The following is a 16,178-nucleotide window of genomic DNA, read 5'->3' on the forward strand; positions in this document are numbered from 1 at the left end:
ACCATGCCCTTCCGCCTGCTGAGCCGCCTGACGCACACGCAGGCGGTCTTCCTGATGGTCGCGGTGACCCTGATGTGGTCCATCGCCGGCGTGGTCGCGCGCCAGCTCGAATCGGCCGCTCGCTTCGAGGTGACCTTCTGGCGCAGCGCCTTCACCGCGCTGTCGCTGCTGGTTATCCTGCCGCTGTGGCGCTCGGCCGACCGCGCGGCGGGCAGCCTCGAGGACGAACCAGGGCAGGGCCCATGGCAGCGCCACTGGGGCATGCAGCCGGGGTCCGGGGCATTCTGGATGAGCGGTGTGTGCTGGAGCGTGATGTTCACCGCCTTCATGCTGGCGCTGACCTTCACCACCGTGGCCAACGTACTCGTCATCATGGCGGCGGGGCCGCTGTTCACCGCGCTGCTGGCGCGCTTCACCATCGGTCAGACGCTGGCGCCACGGACATGGGCCGCCATCGTGGTCGCGGGCCTGGGCATCGTCTACATGTACGGCAGCCAGTTCCTGCAGGCCTTTGCCCGGCCCGACATCGACACCAGCGCGCTGGTGATCGGCTCGCTGGTGGCGCTGTGCGTGCCCATTGCCGGCGCCATCAACTGGACGGTGATGCAGCGCGGCAAGTCCCAGGGCCGGCACATCGATCTCGTGCCTTCGGTGCTGCTCGGCGGGCTCATCTCTTCCTTGTTCACGCTGCCCATGGCCTTGCCCTTCGATGCCACGGGCCGCGACATCGCCTGGCTGGCGCTGCTGGGCCTGGTGCAGCTCGCCATTCCCTGCGCGCTGGTCGTCGTCTGCTCGCGCGCCCTCAAGGCGCCCGAGGTGTCGCTGCTGGCCCTGTTGGAGGTGATCTTCGGCATCCTGCTCGCCTGGCTGGGTGCGGGAGAAGAGCCCGGTGCCGAGGTGCTGATCGGCGGCAGCCTGGTCATCGGCGCGCTGCTCACCAATGAGCTGCTGGGCTGGCGCTCGCGCAGCGGCACGCCCCGCATACAAACCCTGGACGCCCGCGACGCCCGCGACTCGCGTGGCGCCTGAGGAAGAACAACCACCGCCTGGAGTACCCGCATGTCTTCGACCGAACCGCTCGTGATCACCGAAGTGCAGGGCCGCGTGGGCCTGATCACGCTCAACCGTCCCAAGGCGCTGAACGCCTTGTCGCTGGGCATGATCCGCGGGCTCACGGCCGCGCTGCTGGCCTGGCGCGAGGACCCCGCGGTGCTGGCCGTGGCCATCCGCGGCGTCAACAAGGAGGGCCCCTTCGGCGCCTTTTGCGCGGGCGGCGACATCCGCTTCTTCCACCAGGCGGCGCTGGCCGGCAACCCCGAGCTCGAGGACTTCTTCACCGAGGAGTACGCGCTCAACCACCTGATCCACACCTACCCCAAGCCCTACATCGCCTTCATGGACGGCATCTGCATGGGCGGGGGCATGGGCATCAGCCAGGGCGCCAGCCTGCGCGTGGTGACCGAGCGCAGCAAGCTGGCGATGCCCGAAACCAACATCGGCCTGTTCCCCGACGTGGGCGGCGGCTACTTCCTGAGCCGGTGCGCGGGCCACCTTGGCGAGTACCTGGGCCTCACGGGCCGGATGCTGCAAGGCCGCGAGGCGTTGAGCGCGGGCCTGGCCGACGGCCACATCGAATCGCAGCGCCTGCCCAAGCTCTGGGACAGCCTGGGCGCCACGCCCTTCGAGAACGGCGAGGCCGTGCAGCGCTGGGTGGAAAGCCACCTGCAGGCGCAGGCGCCCGCCGCGCCCTGGCCGGTGGACGAGGTCAACGCCGTCTTCGGCCTGGGCTCGGTGTCCGCCATGGTGGCCGCACTGGGGGCCAGCGGCAGCGAGTGGGCGAAGGAGACGCTGCAGGTGCTGCGCCAGCGCTCGCCGCTGATGCTGCACGTGGTGCTGGAGCAGATCCGCCGCGCGCGCCGCGTGGGCCTGGCCGAGGACCTGCGCATGGAGCGCGACCTGGTGCGCCACTGCTTCCACCTGCGCCCGGGCGCGGCGAGCGAAACGGTGGAAGGCGTGCGCGCGCTCGCCATCGACAAGGACCACGCGCCGAAGTGGAACCCGGCGCGCATCGAGGACGTCACGCCCGAGCAGGTGGCCGCGTTCTTCGTCTCGCCCTGGCCGGCGCACGCGCACCCGCTGCGCTCGTTGGGCTGAGGCCGGCGGGCCCACGCGCCAGGCGCGGGGCCCTGCGTGCCGTCAGGGGGTGTAGCGTTCGGTCGAGTTGACCTCGACCCCGGCGACAGAGCCGCTCACCACCAGCACCTGGCCGTCGTCCAGTCGACTGGCCACCGCGGCCTGGCGCACATGGGCCATGGAGGCGGCGCTGGTCCAGACGTTGAGGTCCGGGTTGTAGATCTCGGCGGTGGTCTGGCCAGAGCCACCCGCCAGCAGCACGCGGCCGTCGGCCAGCAGCGTTATGGTGGGCAGGAGCCGGCCGGTGTTTTGCGTGCTCGTGGTCCAGGTCGAGGTGTGCGGGTCGAAACGCCACGCCGTCGTGCCGGCATCGCTCGTCACGAGCACGCTGCCGTCGTCCAATGGCACCGACAGCATGACGTTGCCGCTGCCGCCAAAGGCGATCGGCGTGGTGGCGCTGCCGTCCACCGCGTAGAGCTCGGCCGAGGTGACGAAGCCCCCGCTGTTGACGCCGCCCGCGACCAGCAGCGTGGTGCCGCCCGGCAGCAGCTGCGCCGCGTGCTGCGCCCGTGCGGAAGACAAGGGGGTGGGCAGCACGGTCCAGGTGCCGGTGGCCGGGTCGTACACCTCGGCCGTGCTCGAGAAGCTGAGGGGCGCCGGGCCGCGGAATCCGCCGACGACCAGGACCTTGCCATCGGTCAACACGCGCGCGCTGTGCCGCGTGCGCGCCTCGTTCATGCTGCCCGTGGCCGTCCAGGTATTGGCCAGCGGGTCATAGAGCTCGGCGCTGGCCAGCGTGCTGAAGCCGGCGGCATCGCCGCCGAAGACCAGGACCCTGCCATCGGCCAGGACCACGGCCGCCGGATCCGCGCGCGCGACGAGCATGGGGGCCGCCGCGCTCCAGCTGCCGCTGGCGGGGTCGTAGATGTCGGCCTCAGAGGACGGGCCGCCGAGGGCATAGCCGCCCGCCAGCAACTGGCGGCCATCGGGCAGGCGCGACAGGGTCGCGTAGTGGCGGGGCGTCGGGACGGTCGCGACGGATGTCCACGCGCCGCGTCCCGTGACGGTCAGGCGCAGCTGCGTCTGGACCGAGCCCGCGGGGTGGCTGGCGCTGACCGTGTGGCTGGTCTCGCGCTGCAGCGCGGTGGGCGTGCCGGTGATCGCGCCGGTGAGCGTGTCGAGGGTCAGCCCGCTGGGCAGGGCCGGCGAAACGGTGAACGCGCTGGCGGAGCCGCCGCTGAGCCGCGCATGGTTGGTGGCAATGGACTCGCCCACCACGTACAGCGCCCTTGGGGTGTCGTAGGTCAGGGCCGTCGCAGTGGGTGTGCCGGAGTGATTGCCCCCGCAAGCGGCCAGCAGGGCCGCGGCCGACAACGCCAGGCCCCGCAGCCACGCCGCGGGGCCTGTTTGCTTTTTCACTATGGAATTGGGAGCAATCGAATACGCCATGGCCGAATCTACCATCGGCGGCCCGATCGCCCCCTGTCGTACCAGCGCCCGCGCGGGGCCGGCGTTGCATGGCCGGCTCCCTGCGCTGGCGTGTTCAGGCCGGCGCCGCCAGGCGACCGAAGCGCCCGCTCTGGAAGTCGTGGAAGGCCTGCACGATCTCCTCGCGCGTGTTCATCACGAAGGGACCGTGGCCCACCACGGGTTCCTCGATCGGCTCGCCGCCCAGGAACAGCAGCTTGGCGTCGGTGTTGGCCTCGATCTCCAGCGCGTCACCGTCGCGCTGGAACTGCACCAGCTGGGCCTCGCGGGCCACGGCCTCGCCGTTGACCAGCACGGTGCCCGCCAGCACCACCAGCGCGGCGGTGTGGCCTTTGATCAGCGGCAGGCGCGCGGTCTTGCCCTGGTTCAGTCGCACGTCCCACACGTCCATGGGCGTGTGCGTGCGCGCCGGGCCGGCGTGGCCGCGGTAGGCGCCTGCGATCACGCGCACGCGGCCCGCGCCCTCGGGCAGGTCCACGCCGGGGATCTGCGCGTCCAGGATGTTCTGGTACCCGGGCGCCTCCATCTTGCTGCGCGCGGGCAGGTTCACCCACAGCTGCACCATCTCCAGCTGGCCCCCGCGCTGCGTGAACGCGGGCGAGTGGAACTCCTCGTGCAGGATGCCCGAGGCCGCGGTCATCCACTGCACGTCGCCGGGGCTGATGGTGCCGCCCGCGCCGGTGGAGTCGCGGTGCGCCACCTCGCCGTCGTAGACGATGGTCACGGTCTCGAAACCGCGGTGCGGGTGCACCCCCACGCCGCGCGGGCGATCGCTGGGCGGGAATTGCGCCGGGCCGGCGTAGTCGAGCAGCAGGAAGGGGCTGAGCTGGGCGCCGTGGTCGCCGTAGCTGAACAGCGAGCGCACGGGAAAACCGTCGCCCACCCAGTGCGGGCGGGGCGCGCTGTAGACCCCTTGGATCGGCTTGAGCATGGACTTCTCCTGAGAACACCACCCCGGTGGAACGGGGAATGGTGAGAGGATATGTGTGGAACGATGCCCTGGGTAGATGGCGATAATCGGTTGCAATGTTCTATAAGTGGAACGATGAAGCTGCCCGATCTCAACGACCTCTGCTACTACGCCCAGGTGGTGGAGCACGGCGGCTTCGCGCCGGCCAGTCGCGCCCTGGGCATCCCGAAGTCGCGCCTGAGCCGGCGCATCGCGCTGCTGGAAGAGCGCCTGGGCGCGCGGCTGATCCTGCGCTCCACGCGCAGCTTCTCCGTCACCGACGCGGGCCGCGGTTACTACACGCACTGCCGCGCCATGCTGACCGAGGCCGAGGCGGCCGAGGAGTCCATCGCCGTGGCGCGCGGCGAGCCGCGCGGCGTGGTTCGCATGAGCTGCCCGGTGGCGCTGCTGGCCACGCGCATGGGCGGCATGCTGGCCGACTTCCTGGCGCGCCACCCGCGCGTGGAGCTGCACCTGGAGGAGACCAACCGGCGCGTGGACGTGGTGGCCGAGGGCATCGACCTGGCCGTGCGCGTGCGCCCGCCGCCGCTGGAGGACAGCGAACTGGCCATGCGCGTGCTGTCCGAGCGCAGCCAGTGCCTGGTGGCCAGCCCGGCGCTGATCGAGCGCCTGGGCCACCCGCAGGGGCCCGGCGACCTGGCGCGTTTTCCGAGCATGGACCTGGGCCAGCCGCAGGAGGTGCATCAGTGGGTGCTCGAGGGCCCCAACGGGGCGCGCGCCGAGGTGCGGCACCAGCCGCGCTACGTCACGCGCGGCATGCTGGCGCTGCGCGCCGCGGCGGTGGCGGGCGTGGGCATCGTGCAGTTGCCGCGCATGATGCTGGCGGCCGAGTTCGGGCCGGGCGAACTGGTGCCGGTGCTGCCGGGCTGGGCACCGCGGCGCGAGATCGTGCACGCGGTGTTCGCCTCGCGGCGCGGCCAGTTGCCCGCGGTGCGGCTTCTGATCGATCACCTGGCCGAGCGCTTTGCCGCGCTGAGCGAGGACTGAGCCACGGGCGGGCGACGCGGCGGCGAAGGCCGTGCGGCCCTGGCGGCGTCTCGTGCCCTGTTCGCGTGCTGTCCGCGCGGCGGCCTCAGGCCGACGCCGTGGCCCGTGCGGCCAGCCAGGCCTGCAGCGTGGTCGGTGCCAGCCAGGCGCCCGGGCCGGGCAGCAGCGAGTCGGTTTGGAGCGGCGCGCCGAAATAGCCCGCGCCCTCGTCCGTCACGACCTCGCGCCCATCGCCGCGCTGGCGCAGCAGGTCCCGCAGCAGTTCGTCCATGGGCCAGGCCTGGGGGCCGGCGATCTCGGTGAGGCCATTCAGGGGCTCGGCCGTGGCGGCGCGCGCCACGGCCGCGGCCACGTCGGACGCGGCGATCGGCTGGATGCCCGCCGAGGGCGCGTGCACGCGCCCGTCCCGTGTGGCGGCGTCGGCGATGGCGCCGAGAAACTCGTGGAACTGCGTGGCGCGCACGATGGTGTGGGGCAGGGCGCCGTCGCGGATCAGCTGTTCCTGCGCCAGCTTGGCGAGGAAATAGCCGCTCTCGCGCAGGCGATCGGTGCCGACGACGGACAGCGCCACGACGTGGCGCACACCGGCCGCGGTCGCTTCGCTCAGGACCCGGCGCGTGGAGGTCTGGAAGAAGTGCATGACCGCCGCTGCCTCGAACGAGGGCGAGTTGCTCACGTCCACCACCACCCGCGCGCCCCGCAGCGCCTCGGGCAGGCCGTCTCCGGTGAGCGTGTTGACGCCGGTGGAGGGGGCGGCGGCCAGCACGTCGTGCCCGCCCTGGCGCAACAGCGCGCCGACCTGTTGGCCGATGAGGCCAGTGCCTCCGATGATCACGACTTTCATATGGGTCCTTTGTGTCTGGGGATGGCGAGGACCCGCGGTCGCGGCGCAGGCCGAAGCGGCGTCCTCAGGCCCAAGACGGCGCCGGTGCCCCGCTTGTGACCGCCGCGAACGACCATCCGTCGGCGGGGTCTTTGCCGCTGGCCCGGATCACATCCAGAGCGCGCGCCACAGCAGCCGCGGCAGCTCGCTCTTGTCCACGGTGACGCGCTGCGCCCAGCTGCGGTGCTGGATGGCGGCGATGCGGTCGAGCACGCGCAGGCCGCCTTGCACCACCAGGCGCAGCTCCCAGCCGGCGCGGCCGCCAACCTGGTGCACCAGCGGCGCGCCCATCTGCATCAGGCCACGCGCCTGCGCGCACAGCTCGGCCACCACGGCCTGGCGCTCGCGTTCGCGTGCGCTGGCACCGGGCAGGAAGTCCTCCACCGCCACGCCGTGGCGGCGCAGCGTGTCAGCCGGCAGGTACACGCGCTGTCGCGACAGGTCGACGCCCAGGTCCTGCCAGAAGTTGATCAGCTGCAGGGCGCTGCAGATGCGGTCGCTGCGCTCCAGCGCGGCGGCGTCGGCCACGCCCCACAGGTGCAGCAGCAGCCGCCCCACCGGGTTGGCCGAGAGCCGGCAGTAGGCGAGCAGCTCGGCCGTGTCGGCGTAGCGGTGGCCGCTGGCGGTGTGGCGCACGTCCTGCTCGAAAGCGCTGATCAGGTCGCGCAGCAGGTCCGAAGGCCAGGCGTGGCGCTGCACGGCGGCGGCCAGGGGCGCGAAGACGGCCTGCCAGCGCGGGGGCACGGGGCGGCCAGCCAGGGCCTCGTCCAGCGCCGCGCGGTAGGCGGCCAGCTCGGCCAGGCGCGTGGTGGCGTCGGCCTCGCCTTCGTCGGCGATGTCGTCGGCCGTGCGCGCGAAGCGGTAGAGCGCGGCCACCGCGGGACGCAGCGGGGCGGGGCAGAGCCAGCTGGCCACCGGAAAGTTCTCGTAGTGCTCGACCGAGGCGCCGAAGGCGGCCGATGCCCCGGGTGGCGCGGCGCCGCGGGGCGCCTTCGCCGTGTCGGGTGCGGCCGTGCCCGTATTCCCGCTGGGATGGGCGGTGTCGGTGGGGTGGGGGGTTTGCACTAGAATTTCGGTTACTAACCGGTCAGTCATTAATATCCGGCGCCGCATCCGGCCCGAACGCGGGGGAATTCCATGAAAACGACGCTGATTGTCTGCGTATTGGCCAGCACCGCCGCGCTGGCCGCCTGCGCCCGGCCCGAGCCGGCGCCCGAGCCGGTGCGCTCCGTGAAGCTGCTCACCGTGGGCCCCTCGGTGCTGAACGCCAACAGCGAATACGCCGGCGAAGTTCGTGCCCGGGTCGAATCGCGCCTGGGGTTTCGTGTCGGCGGCAAACTGGTGGAGCGCCCGGCCGAGGTGGGCCAGCGCGTGAAGGCGGGTCAGCTGCTGGCGCGGCTGGACGCGCAGGACCTGGCGCTGTCCGGCCAGGCCGCGCAGGCCGCGGCCACCGCCGCGCTCACCCAGCGCGACCTGGCGCGCGCCGACCTGGAGCGTTTCAAAGGCCTGCTGGCCCAGGGCTTCGTGAGCCAGGCCGAGATCGACCGGCGCCAGGCCGCGCTGGAGGCGGCCGAGGCCTCCTTGCGCCAGGCACGCGCGCACAGCGCGGTACAGGGCAACCAGGCGGGCTACGCGCGCCTGCTGGCCGACGCGCCCGGCGTGGTGACGGCCGTGCCGGCCGACCCCGGCCAGGTGGTACAGGCCGGCAGCCCGGTGGTGGTGCTGGCGCAGGACGGCGAGCGCGACGTGGTCTTCGCCGTGCCGGAGGACCGGCTGGCCCTGGTGCGCCCCGGCACGCGCGCGCGCGTTCGGCCCTGGGCCCATGCCGATGGCAAGGAGCTGGAGGCCACCGTGCGTGAGGTGGCGGCCAGCGCCGATCCGGCCACGCGCACCTACCAGGTGAAGCTGGCGCTGCCGGCCGACGCGAAACTGCCGTTGGGCGCCACCGCCTACGTCACGCTGGCCACGGCGCACACCGGTCAGGCCGCCATCACCCTGCCCACCACGGCGGTGATGCAGTCGGCCGAGGGCGATCGCCGCGGCAGCGTGGTGTGGGTGTTCGACGAGGACAAGGGCACCGTGCAGCCGCGCCCCGTGCAGGTGGCCGGCGCCGACGGCAACCGCGTGGTGATCGCGGGCGGCCTGGAGCCGGGTGACGAGGTGGTGGCCACCGGCGGCCATGTGCTCAGCGCGGGCCAGAAGGTCGTTCGCTTCGTGGCGCAATAAAGGCCTCGGGCGAATCAACATGCAGGACACGCCACCCGGCCAGACAGGCCCGTTCTCGCGCTTCAACCTCTCGCGCTGGGCGCTGGATCACCCGGCTTTCACACGCTACCTCATGGTGGTGCTGATGCTGTTCGGCATCGCCTCCTATTTCCAGCTCGGACAGGACGAAGACCCGCCGTTCACCTTCCGTGCCATGGTGGTGCGCGTGTTCTGGCCCGGCGCCACCGCGCCGCAGGTGGCTGAACAGGTGGCCGACCGCATCGAGCGCACCCTGCAGGAAGTGCCCTACGCCGACAAGATCCGCAGCTACACCAAGCCGGGGGAGGCGTTGATCCTTCTGCAGCTGGACGATGCCTCGCCGCCCGGCGAGGTGCAGGACATCTGGTACACGGTGCGCAAGAAGGTGGGCGACATGCGCGGCGAGCTGCCGCAGGGCGTGATCGGTCCCTTCTTCAACGACGAGTTCGGCGACGTCTACGGCGTGATCTACGCCCTGCAGGGCGAGGGCTTTTCCGATGCCGAGCGCAAGGACGTGGCCGAGGCCGTGCGGCAGCAGTTGCTGCGCGTGAACGATGTGGCCAAGGTCGAGCTGTTCGGCGTGCAGGACCAGAAGATCTATGTGGAGGTCTCGCAGAAGCGCCTGGCCACGCTGGGCCTGAACCTCAACGCCGTGCTCGACCAGATGGGCCAGCAGAACGCCGTGGCCTCGGCCGGCGCGGTGCAGACGCCACTGGACGTGGTGCAGGTGCGCGTGGACGGCGGTTTCAACTCGGTGGATGAGCTGCGCGCGATGCCGATCCGCTCGGCCGCCAGCGGGCGCACGATCCGGCTGGGCGACATCGCCGACATCGCGCGCGGCACCATCGACCCGCCCGAGGTGCTGGTGCGGCACGACGGCCAGGACAGCATCGCGTTGGGCATTTCCATGGCCAAGGGCGGCGACATCATCGCCCTGGGCAAGGCGCTGAAGACGGCGGTGGCGGGCATCGGGCCCACGCTGCCCGCGGGCATGCACCTGGTGCAGGTGCAGGACCAGCCGGCCGCCGTGGCGGCCTCGGTCAACGAGTTCGTGAAGGTGCTGATCGAGGCGGTGGTGATCGTGCTCGCGGTGAGCTTCCTGGCGCTGGGCCTGCACCGGCGCCCCGGCGGCCGGGGCCTGCGCCGCTACGTGCTGGACATGCGGCCCGGCCTGGTGGTGTTCATCACCATCCCGCTGGTGCTGGCCATCACCTTTCTGGCGATGAACCACTACGGCATCGGCCTGCACAAGATCTCGCTGGGCTCGCTCATCATCGCCCTGGGCCTGCTGGTGGACGACGCCATCATCGCCGTCGAGATGATGGTGCGAAAGTTGGAGGAGGGCTACGACATGGTGCGCGCGGCGACCTTCACCTGGGACGCCACCGCCATGCCCATGCTCACGGGCACGCTGATCACGGCCGCGGGCTTCCTGCCCATCGGCCTGGCCCAGTCGGTGACGGGCGAATACACCTTCGCCATCTTCGCGGTCACGGTGATCGCGCTGCTCGTTTCCTGGGTGGTGGCGGTGCTGTTCGTGCCCTACCTGGGCGTGAAGCTGCTGAAGATCAAGCCGAAGGTGGACGCAGAGCCGCACGAGGTGTTCGACGGCCCCTTCTACCAGCGCTTCCGCCGCGCCGTGGACTGGTGCGTCGAGCACCGCTGGCTGACCATCGGCGCCACGGTCCTCACCTTCGTGCTGGGCCTGGCGGGCATGGGCCAGGTGCAGCAGCAGTTCTTCCCCGACTCGAGCCGGCCCGAGATCCTGGTCGACATCTGGCTGCCGGAGGGCAGCAGCATCCGCGCCATGGACGAGGTGGCCGAGCGCGTGGAGCAGCGCTTGCTGAAAGAGCCCGGCGTGAAGGCCGTGACCACCTGGGTGGGCTCGGGCGTGCCGCGCTTTTACCTGCCGCTGGACCAGATCTTTCCGCAGAGCAACGTGGCCCAGTTCATCGTGCTGCCCGGCGGCCTGAAGGCCCGCGAGCGCATCCGCCGCGACCTGCCGGCGCTGCTGGCCGCCGAGTTTCCCGAGGTGCGTGCCCGCGTGAAGCTGCTGCCCAACGGGCCGCCGGTGCCGTATCCCGTGCAGTTCCGCGTGGTGGGCGACGATCCGGTGGTGCTGCGCGGCCTGGCCGACGAGGTCAAGCGCGCGATGGCGCACAACCCCAACGCGCGCGGCGTGAACGACAACTGGAACGAGGCCGTCAAGCAGATCCGCCTGGAGGTGGACCAGGCCAAGGCGCGCGCGCTGGGCGTGAGCAGCGCCAGCATCGCGCAGGCGGCGCGCACCATCCTCGTGGGCAGCACCGTCGGCCAGTACCGCGAGGGCGACGAGCTCATCGACATCGTGCTGCGCCAGCCGCTGGAAGAGCGCGACACCATCACCGACCTGGCCAACGCCTACCTGCCCACCGCCAGCGGGCAGGCCGTGCCCCTGCTGCAGGTGGTGCGCGTGAACTTCGGCTGGGAGCCGGGCGTCATGTGGCGCGAGAACCGCGAATACGCCATCACCGTGCAGAGCGACGTGGTGGAGGGCCTGCAGGGCGCCACCGTCACCGCGCAGCTGCAGCCCCGGCTGCAGGAGATCCAGCGCCGCTGGCTGAGCGAAGGCCTGGGTGGCTACCGCATCGAGGTGGCCGGCGCGGTGGAGGAAAGCAGCAAGGGATCGGCCTCCATCGCCGCGGGCGTGCCGCTGATGCTGTTCATCGTGTTCACGCTGCTCATGGTGCAGCTGCAGAGCTTCAGCCGCGCGATGCTGGTGTTCCTGACCGGCCCCATGGGCATGGCCGGCGTGGCCGGTGCCCTGCTGCTGCTCAACCGGCCGTTCGGCTTCGTGGCGCTGCTGGGCGTGATCGCGCTGATGGGCATGATCCAGCGCAACTCGGTGATCCTCATCGACCAGATCGAGCAGGACCGCGCGCGCGGCGTGCCGGCCTGGGACGCGATCGTGGAAGCCGCCGTGCGCCGCATGCGGCCCATCGTGCTGACGGCCGCGGCGGCGGTGCTGGCCATGATCCCGCTGTCGCGCAGCGTGTTCTGGGGCCCGATGGCCGTGGCCATCATGGGCGGCCTGATCGTGGCCACGGTGCTCACGCTGCTGGCGCTGCCGGCGATGTACTCGGCCTGGTTCCGGGTGAAACGACCGCAGGCGGCCTGATGCCGTGGCCGTGGCCGTGGCCGCGGCAGGCACTGGCCATGCATGCGGCGCGGGGCTTGACGGGCCGGGCTTGCCGCGTCAATACTTTCCTTTTTTGGAAACTATTGACGCCGCCATGCCCCACCCGACGCTGCACTACCACCCGCTGTCCTCCTACTGCCACAAGCTGCTGATCGCGCTCGACGAGTTGGGCGTCGAGGTCGACAAACGCCTGCTGAACCTGGGCGATCCCGCGCAGCGCGAGGCCTTCCTGGCGCTCTGGCCGCTCGGCAAGATGCCGCTGCTGGAGGACCAGGGCCGGGTGATGGCCGAGACCAGCATCATCATCGAGCACCTGCAGCGCCGCCATGCACCGAGCGGGCGGGCGCTCATCCCCGCCGATCCCGAGCAGGCGCTCGAGGTGCGCCTGTGGGACCGTCTGTTCGACCAATACGTGATGACGCCCATGCAGGCCTTCACGGCCGACCTGCTGCGCCCCGAGGCCCAACGCGACCCGCTGAACGTGGCCCAGGCGCGCGAAGCGCTGCTGAAGTCTTACGCGCTGATCGACAGGCACCTGCAGGGCCGCCGGTGGGTGGCCGCCGATGGCTTCAGCATGGCCGATTGCGCGGCGGCGCCAGCCCTGTTCTACGCGGTGACCTACGTGCCGCTGCCTGAGGACCACGCCCGCCTGGCGGCGTACTTTGAACGCCTCATGGACCGCCCATCGGTGGCGCGCACCGTGGATCAGGCGCGGCCTTTCTTCCAGTTCTACCCGGGGCGCGCCGGCCTGGCGCGGCGCTTCTTCGAGCCGCAGGGGCGCTGAGATGCCCACGCGCATCGAACCGGCGCAGTTGGACCGCCTGTTTTTCGCGCTGTCCGATGCAACCCGCCGCGACATGCTCGCCCGGCTGGGATCGGGCCCGGCCTCGGTGAGCGAGTTGGCCGAGCCCCTGGGCATCGCACTGCCTTCGGCGGTGAAGCACCTGGCGGTGCTGGAGCAAGGCGGTTTCGTCGCCTCCCGCAAGTCGGGGCGCGTGCGGACCTACCAGGCCGACCCGGCGGCGCTTGACGCCATGCAGGCCTGGGTCGAGCGGCACAAGGCCATGCTGCACGCGCAGTTCGACCGGCTGGATGCCTATCTCAAGACACGCGAAGAAAAGACCCGCCCATGACGACGCCGCCCAGTGCCCACACCGACTTCGTCATCGAACGCCGCTTTGCCGTGCCGCCCGGCGCGGTGTTCCAGGCCTGGGCCGACCCGCAGGCGCGGCGCCTCTGGTCCGACTGCCACGGCGAGTGCGGCAGCGAACAGCGGTTCGACTTCCGCCCCATGGGGCACGAGACGCATCGCGTGGTGCATGCCGACGGACGGACGCAGACCATCGAGCGCGTGTACTTCGACATCGTGGTCGATCGGCGCATCGTGTTCGGCTATGACATCCGGCTCGACGCCAGGCCGCTGTCGGTATCGCTGGTGACGGTGGAGTTCTTCGCGGCGGGCCGAGGCGCACGCATGGTCTATACGGAACAGCTGGCGTACCTGGACGGACACGAGGACCGCGCCCGGCGCCTGCAGGGGACGCAGGAAGGACTGGACCGTCTGGTGCTGCTGCTGTCACCGCAGGAGCGGGCGTCATGAACCAGCGGCCGGCGAGTCCGCAAGACGCCCCGCCCGAAGCCCCCGGGCTCACCGCGGCCGAGGCGGCCCGGCGCCTGGCACAGGAGGGCCCCAACGCGCTGCCGGGCGGTGAGCGCCACACCCTGCTGGCGATCGCGCGGGAGACCTTGCGCGAGCCGATGTTCCTGTTGCTGCTGGCCGCGGGCCTGCTGTACCTGGCGCTCGGCAATCTGCAGGAGGGCCTGACGCTCCTGGGCTTCGTGGTCGTCACGCTGGCGCTGACCCTGTACCAGGAGGGCCGCACGGAGCGCGCCATCGAGGCGCTGCGCGAGCTCACCAGCCCGCGCGCGCTGGTCATCCGCGACGGGCAGCCGCAGCGCATCGCGGGCCGCGAGGTGGTGCGCGGCGACCTCCTGGTGCTCAGCGAGGGCGACCGCGTCCCCGCCGACGCCTGGCTGCTGACGGCCGACAGCGTGCAGGTCGATGAGTCGCTGCTCACGGGCGAATCCGTGCCGGTCGGCAAGCGCCAGGCCCGCGCCGAAGAAGGGGCCGATCCCGACGCGCCCGCGTCGGCGCGCACCGCCCCCGGTGGCGACGACCAGCCGATGGTGTACGCCGGCACGCTGATCGTGCAGGGGCACGCGATGGCGCGCGTCGCCGCGACCGGCGCGCGCAGCGCGATTGGCCGCATTGGCGAGGCGCTGGGCACGCTGGCCAGCGAGCGGACCCCGCTGCAGCGGCAGACGGACCGGCTGGTGCGTCGCCTGGCCCTGCTGGCCTTGCTGTTCAGCCTGGCGCTGGTGCTCATCCTGGGCGCGTCCAAGGGCGACTGGCTGCAGGCGCTGCTCGCCGGCATCGCGCTGGCCATGGCCATGCTGCCCGAGGAGTACCCCGTGGTGCTGACCGTGTTTCCCGCCCTCGGGGCGCGCCGCCTGTCGAAGGAGGGCGTGCTGACGCGGCGGCTCACCGCGATCGAGACGCTCGGGGCCACCACGGTGTTGTGCGCCGACAAGACCGGCACCCTGACCGAGAACCGCATGACGGTGACGCACCTGGTGGCGGGCGGACCCGCGGTCAGCGAGCGCCTGGTGCTGGACCCGCTGGCCGACGGCGAGCTGCCGGAGGCTTTCCACGGCCTGGTCGAGGTGGCGATTCTGGCCAGCGAGATCGATCCCTTCGACCCGATGGAGAAGGCCTTCCACCGCCTGGGCCAGCGCTTCCTCGCCCACACCGAGCACCTGCACCGGGACTGGCGCTTGGTGCAGACCTATGCCCTGACGCCGGCGCTGCGCGCCATGTCCCACGTCTGGGCCGATGGCAGCGACGGTGCCCGCACGGTGGTGGCCAAGGGCGCGCCGGAAGCGGTCGTCGACCTGTGCCACCTGGGCCCGGCGGACAGGCAGCGCATCGCCGCCGCGGTCGATGCGCTGGCCGCCCAGGGGCTGCGCGTGCTGGCGGCGGCCCGCGGTGTGGTGGCCGGGCACGAACTGCCCACCCACGAGCACGGCTTCGACTTCGAGTTCGTGGGCTTGCTCGGGCTGGCCGATCCGGTGCGGGCCGAGGTGCCGGCCGCCGTGGCCGAGTGCCGTGCCGCCGGCATCCGTGTGGTGATGATCACCGGCGACTACCCGGTGACGGCGCGCGCCATCGCCCGCCAGGCTGGCCTGGCCGACGGCGGCGCGGGCGTGCTGTCGGGCGATGAGATCGCCACGCTCAGCGACCAGGCCTTGCGTGAGCGCATGGCCGAGGTCAGCGTGTGCGCGCGCATTGCCCCCGAACAGAAGCTGCGCATCGTCCAGGCGCTCAAGGCGCGCGGCGAGGTCGTGGCGATGACCGGCGACGGCGTGAACGACGCGCCCGCGCTGCGGGCGGCGCATGTCGGCGTGGCCATGGGCGGGCGCGGCACCGACGTGGCGCGCGAGTCGGCGTCTTTGGTGCTGGTCGACGACAACTTCGCGGCCATCGTGCGCGCGGTGCGGCTCGGGCGCCGCATCTTCGACAACCTGCGCAAGGTCATGTCGTACATCCTCGCGGTGCATGTGCCGATCGCGGGCATGGCCCTGCTGCCGGGGCTGCTGGGCTGGCCGGCGCTGCTGTATCCGATGCACATCGCGCTGCTCGAACTGATCATCGACCCGGCCTGTTCCCTGGCGTTCGAGAACGAGCCGGCCGAGCGCCGGGTGATGCAGCGCCCCCCTCGGCGGCCCGAGGCGCCGCTGTTCGGTGGGGCGACGCTGTGGCTCGCGCTGCTGCAAGGCCTGGGCGTGCTGGCCGCGGTCCTGCTGGCCTTCGCCTGGGCCCGTGGGTCGATGGCGGAGGAGCAGGCGCGGGCTTTCGCGTTCGCGACGCTGGTGACCGGCAATCTCGCGCTCATCCTGTCGAACCGCTCCGCCAGCGGCTCGTTGTGGGCCTCCCTGCGCACCCCGAACCGCACGCTGTGGTGGGTCATCGGCGCGGGGCTGGCGCTGCAGGCGCTGGCGCTGTACCTGCCCTGGGCGGCGGGCGTGCTGCGTTTCGCGCCGCTGGCCCCGCTCGAACTGGCCGCGGCCGTGGCTGGTGGCCTGGCGAGCGTGGTCTGGTTCGAGGTGATCAAGTGGGTGCGCCGGCGAGCGCCCGACCCGGGCCCGCCCGCCCCCCGTGCCGGACAAGGTGTCGGGCCACCGGGGTGACGGCGCCCGGCGCAGCTGCTATGGTTGTCGGGGTAGGAGGTTCATGC

13 protein-coding genes are annotated in these 16,178 nt (G+C 71.8%); 9 read left to right on the forward strand and 4 right to left on the reverse strand.

Features of this window, described 5'->3' with window-relative positions; translation table 11 throughout:
* Positions 1-3: 3 nt before the first annotated feature.
* Positions 4-1,029 (forward strand): DMT family transporter, encoded by a 1,026-nt coding sequence (locus tag SOM08_RS11355; protein ID WP_322468956.1) that lies wholly within the window; start codon positions 4-6, stop codon positions 1,027-1,029.
* Positions 1,030-1,059: 30 nt separating this feature from the next.
* Complete coding sequence (locus tag SOM08_RS11360; RefSeq protein WP_116957493.1) at positions 1,060-2,154, forward strand: enoyl-CoA hydratase/isomerase family protein; 1,095 nt, start codon at positions 1,060-1,062, stop codon at positions 2,152-2,154.
* A 42-nt stretch (positions 2,155-2,196) separates the two neighbouring features.
* Here SOM08_RS11360 and SOM08_RS11365 read toward each other — a convergent pair whose 3' ends face one another.
* A complete protein-coding gene (locus SOM08_RS11365; protein WP_322468957.1) occupies positions 2,197-3,552 on the reverse strand; it encodes a Kelch repeat-containing protein in 1,356 nt (451 codons plus the stop codon).
* Positions 3,553-3,676: 124 nt separating this feature from the next.
* Positions 3,677-4,552: a pirin family protein gene (locus SOM08_RS11370; protein ID WP_322468958.1), complete on the reverse strand. Its 876-nt coding sequence runs from the start codon at positions 4,550-4,552 to the stop codon at positions 3,677-3,679.
* A 114-nt stretch (positions 4,553-4,666) separates the two neighbouring features.
* Between SOM08_RS11370 and SOM08_RS11375 the strand changes: the two genes are divergently transcribed.
* Positions 4,667-5,578 (forward strand): LysR family transcriptional regulator, encoded by a 912-nt coding sequence (locus tag SOM08_RS11375; RefSeq protein ID WP_322468959.1) that lies wholly within the window; start codon positions 4,667-4,669, stop codon positions 5,576-5,578.
* An 85-nt stretch (positions 5,579-5,663) separates the two neighbouring features.
* Here SOM08_RS11375 and SOM08_RS11380 read toward each other — a convergent pair whose 3' ends face one another.
* Both SOM08_RS11380 and hpnC read right to left on the reverse strand, forming a co-directional pair.
* On the reverse strand, positions 5,664-6,422 hold the full coding sequence (locus SOM08_RS11380) for an SDR family oxidoreductase (protein WP_116957489.1): 759 nt from the start codon (positions 6,420-6,422) through the stop codon (positions 5,664-5,666).
* Positions 6,423-6,569: 147 nt separating this feature from the next.
* The gene (gene hpnC, locus SOM08_RS11385; protein WP_322468960.1) at positions 6,570-7,526 is read right to left on the reverse strand and encodes a squalene synthase HpnC; all 957 of its coding nucleotides are present in this window, start codon (positions 7,524-7,526) and stop codon (positions 6,570-6,572) included.
* Between the two features lie 72 nt (positions 7,527-7,598).
* Here hpnC and SOM08_RS11390 point away from each other — a divergent pair, with 72 nt between their 5' ends.
* From SOM08_RS11390 to SOM08_RS11415, 6 genes are all read left to right on the forward strand, one after another.
* Entirely contained in the window at positions 7,599-8,687 is a 1,089-nt protein-coding gene (locus SOM08_RS11390) for an efflux RND transporter periplasmic adaptor subunit (RefSeq protein ID WP_116957487.1), read from the forward strand.
* Positions 8,688-8,706: 19 nt separating this feature from the next.
* Positions 8,707-11,862, forward strand: a complete 3,156-nt coding sequence (locus SOM08_RS11395) for an efflux RND transporter permease subunit (protein WP_322468961.1) — start codon at positions 8,707-8,709, stop codon at positions 11,860-11,862.
* 115 nt (positions 11,863-11,977) lie between these two features.
* Positions 11,978-12,667: a glutathione S-transferase family protein gene (locus SOM08_RS11400; RefSeq protein WP_116957485.1), complete on the forward strand. Its 690-nt coding sequence runs from the start codon at positions 11,978-11,980 to the stop codon at positions 12,665-12,667.
* Position 12,668: 1 nt separating this feature from the next.
* The gene (locus tag SOM08_RS11405) at positions 12,669-13,016 is read left to right on the forward strand and encodes an ArsR/SmtB family transcription factor (protein ID WP_116957484.1); all 348 of its coding nucleotides are present in this window, start codon (positions 12,669-12,671) and stop codon (positions 13,014-13,016) included.
* Positions 13,013-13,483 carry an SRPBCC family protein gene (locus SOM08_RS11410; protein ID WP_116957483.1) on the forward strand — a complete coding sequence of 157 codons (471 nt, stop codon included), beginning with the start codon at positions 13,013-13,015 and terminating at the stop codon, positions 13,481-13,483. Before SOM08_RS11405 ends, SOM08_RS11410 begins: the two co-directional genes overlap by 4 nt.
* Positions 13,480-16,131 carry a cation-translocating P-type ATPase gene (locus SOM08_RS11415; RefSeq protein ID WP_322468962.1) on the forward strand — a complete coding sequence of 884 codons (2,652 nt, stop codon included), beginning with the start codon at positions 13,480-13,482 and terminating at the stop codon, positions 16,129-16,131. Before SOM08_RS11410 ends, SOM08_RS11415 begins: the two co-directional genes overlap by 4 nt.
* Positions 16,132-16,178 lie beyond the last annotated feature (47 nt).

This window comes from Hydrogenophaga sp. SNF1, from assembly GCF_034421675.1.
Taxonomy (GTDB): domain Bacteria; phylum Pseudomonadota; class Gammaproteobacteria; order Burkholderiales; family Burkholderiaceae_C; genus Hydrogenophaga; species Hydrogenophaga borbori.

Excerpts from the sequence above, each read along its gene's own strand:
- SOM08_RS11355 (WP_322468956.1), top strand. The coding sequence starts at position 4 with ATGCCCTTCCGCCTGCTGAGCCGCCTGACGCACACGCAGGCGGTCTTC.
- SOM08_RS11360 (WP_116957493.1), top strand. The coding sequence starts at position 1,060 with ATGTCTTCGACCGAACCGCTCGTGATCACCGAAGTGCAGGGCCGCGTG.
- SOM08_RS11370 (WP_322468958.1), bottom strand. The coding sequence starts at position 4,552 with ATGCTCAAGCCGATCCAAGGGGTCTACAGCGCGCCCCGCCCGCACTGG.
- SOM08_RS11375 (WP_322468959.1), top strand. The coding sequence starts at position 4,667 with ATGAAGCTGCCCGATCTCAACGACCTCTGCTACTACGCCCAGGTGGTG.
- SOM08_RS11380 (WP_116957489.1), bottom strand. The coding sequence starts at position 6,422 with ATGAAAGTCGTGATCATCGGAGGCACTGGCCTCATCGGCCAACAGGTC.
- SOM08_RS11390 (WP_116957487.1), top strand. The coding sequence starts at position 7,599 with ATGAAAACGACGCTGATTGTCTGCGTATTGGCCAGCACCGCCGCGCTG.
- SOM08_RS11395 (WP_322468961.1), top strand. The coding sequence starts at position 8,707 with ATGCAGGACACGCCACCCGGCCAGACAGGCCCGTTCTCGCGCTTCAAC.
- SOM08_RS11400 (WP_116957485.1), top strand. The coding sequence starts at position 11,978 with ATGCCCCACCCGACGCTGCACTACCACCCGCTGTCCTCCTACTGCCAC.
- SOM08_RS11405 (WP_116957484.1), top strand. The coding sequence starts at position 12,669 with ATGCCCACGCGCATCGAACCGGCGCAGTTGGACCGCCTGTTTTTCGCG.
- SOM08_RS11410 (WP_116957483.1), top strand. The coding sequence starts at position 13,013 with ATGACGACGCCGCCCAGTGCCCACACCGACTTCGTCATCGAACGCCGC.
- SOM08_RS11415 (WP_322468962.1), top strand. The coding sequence starts at position 13,480 with ATGAACCAGCGGCCGGCGAGTCCGCAAGACGCCCCGCCCGAAGCCCCC.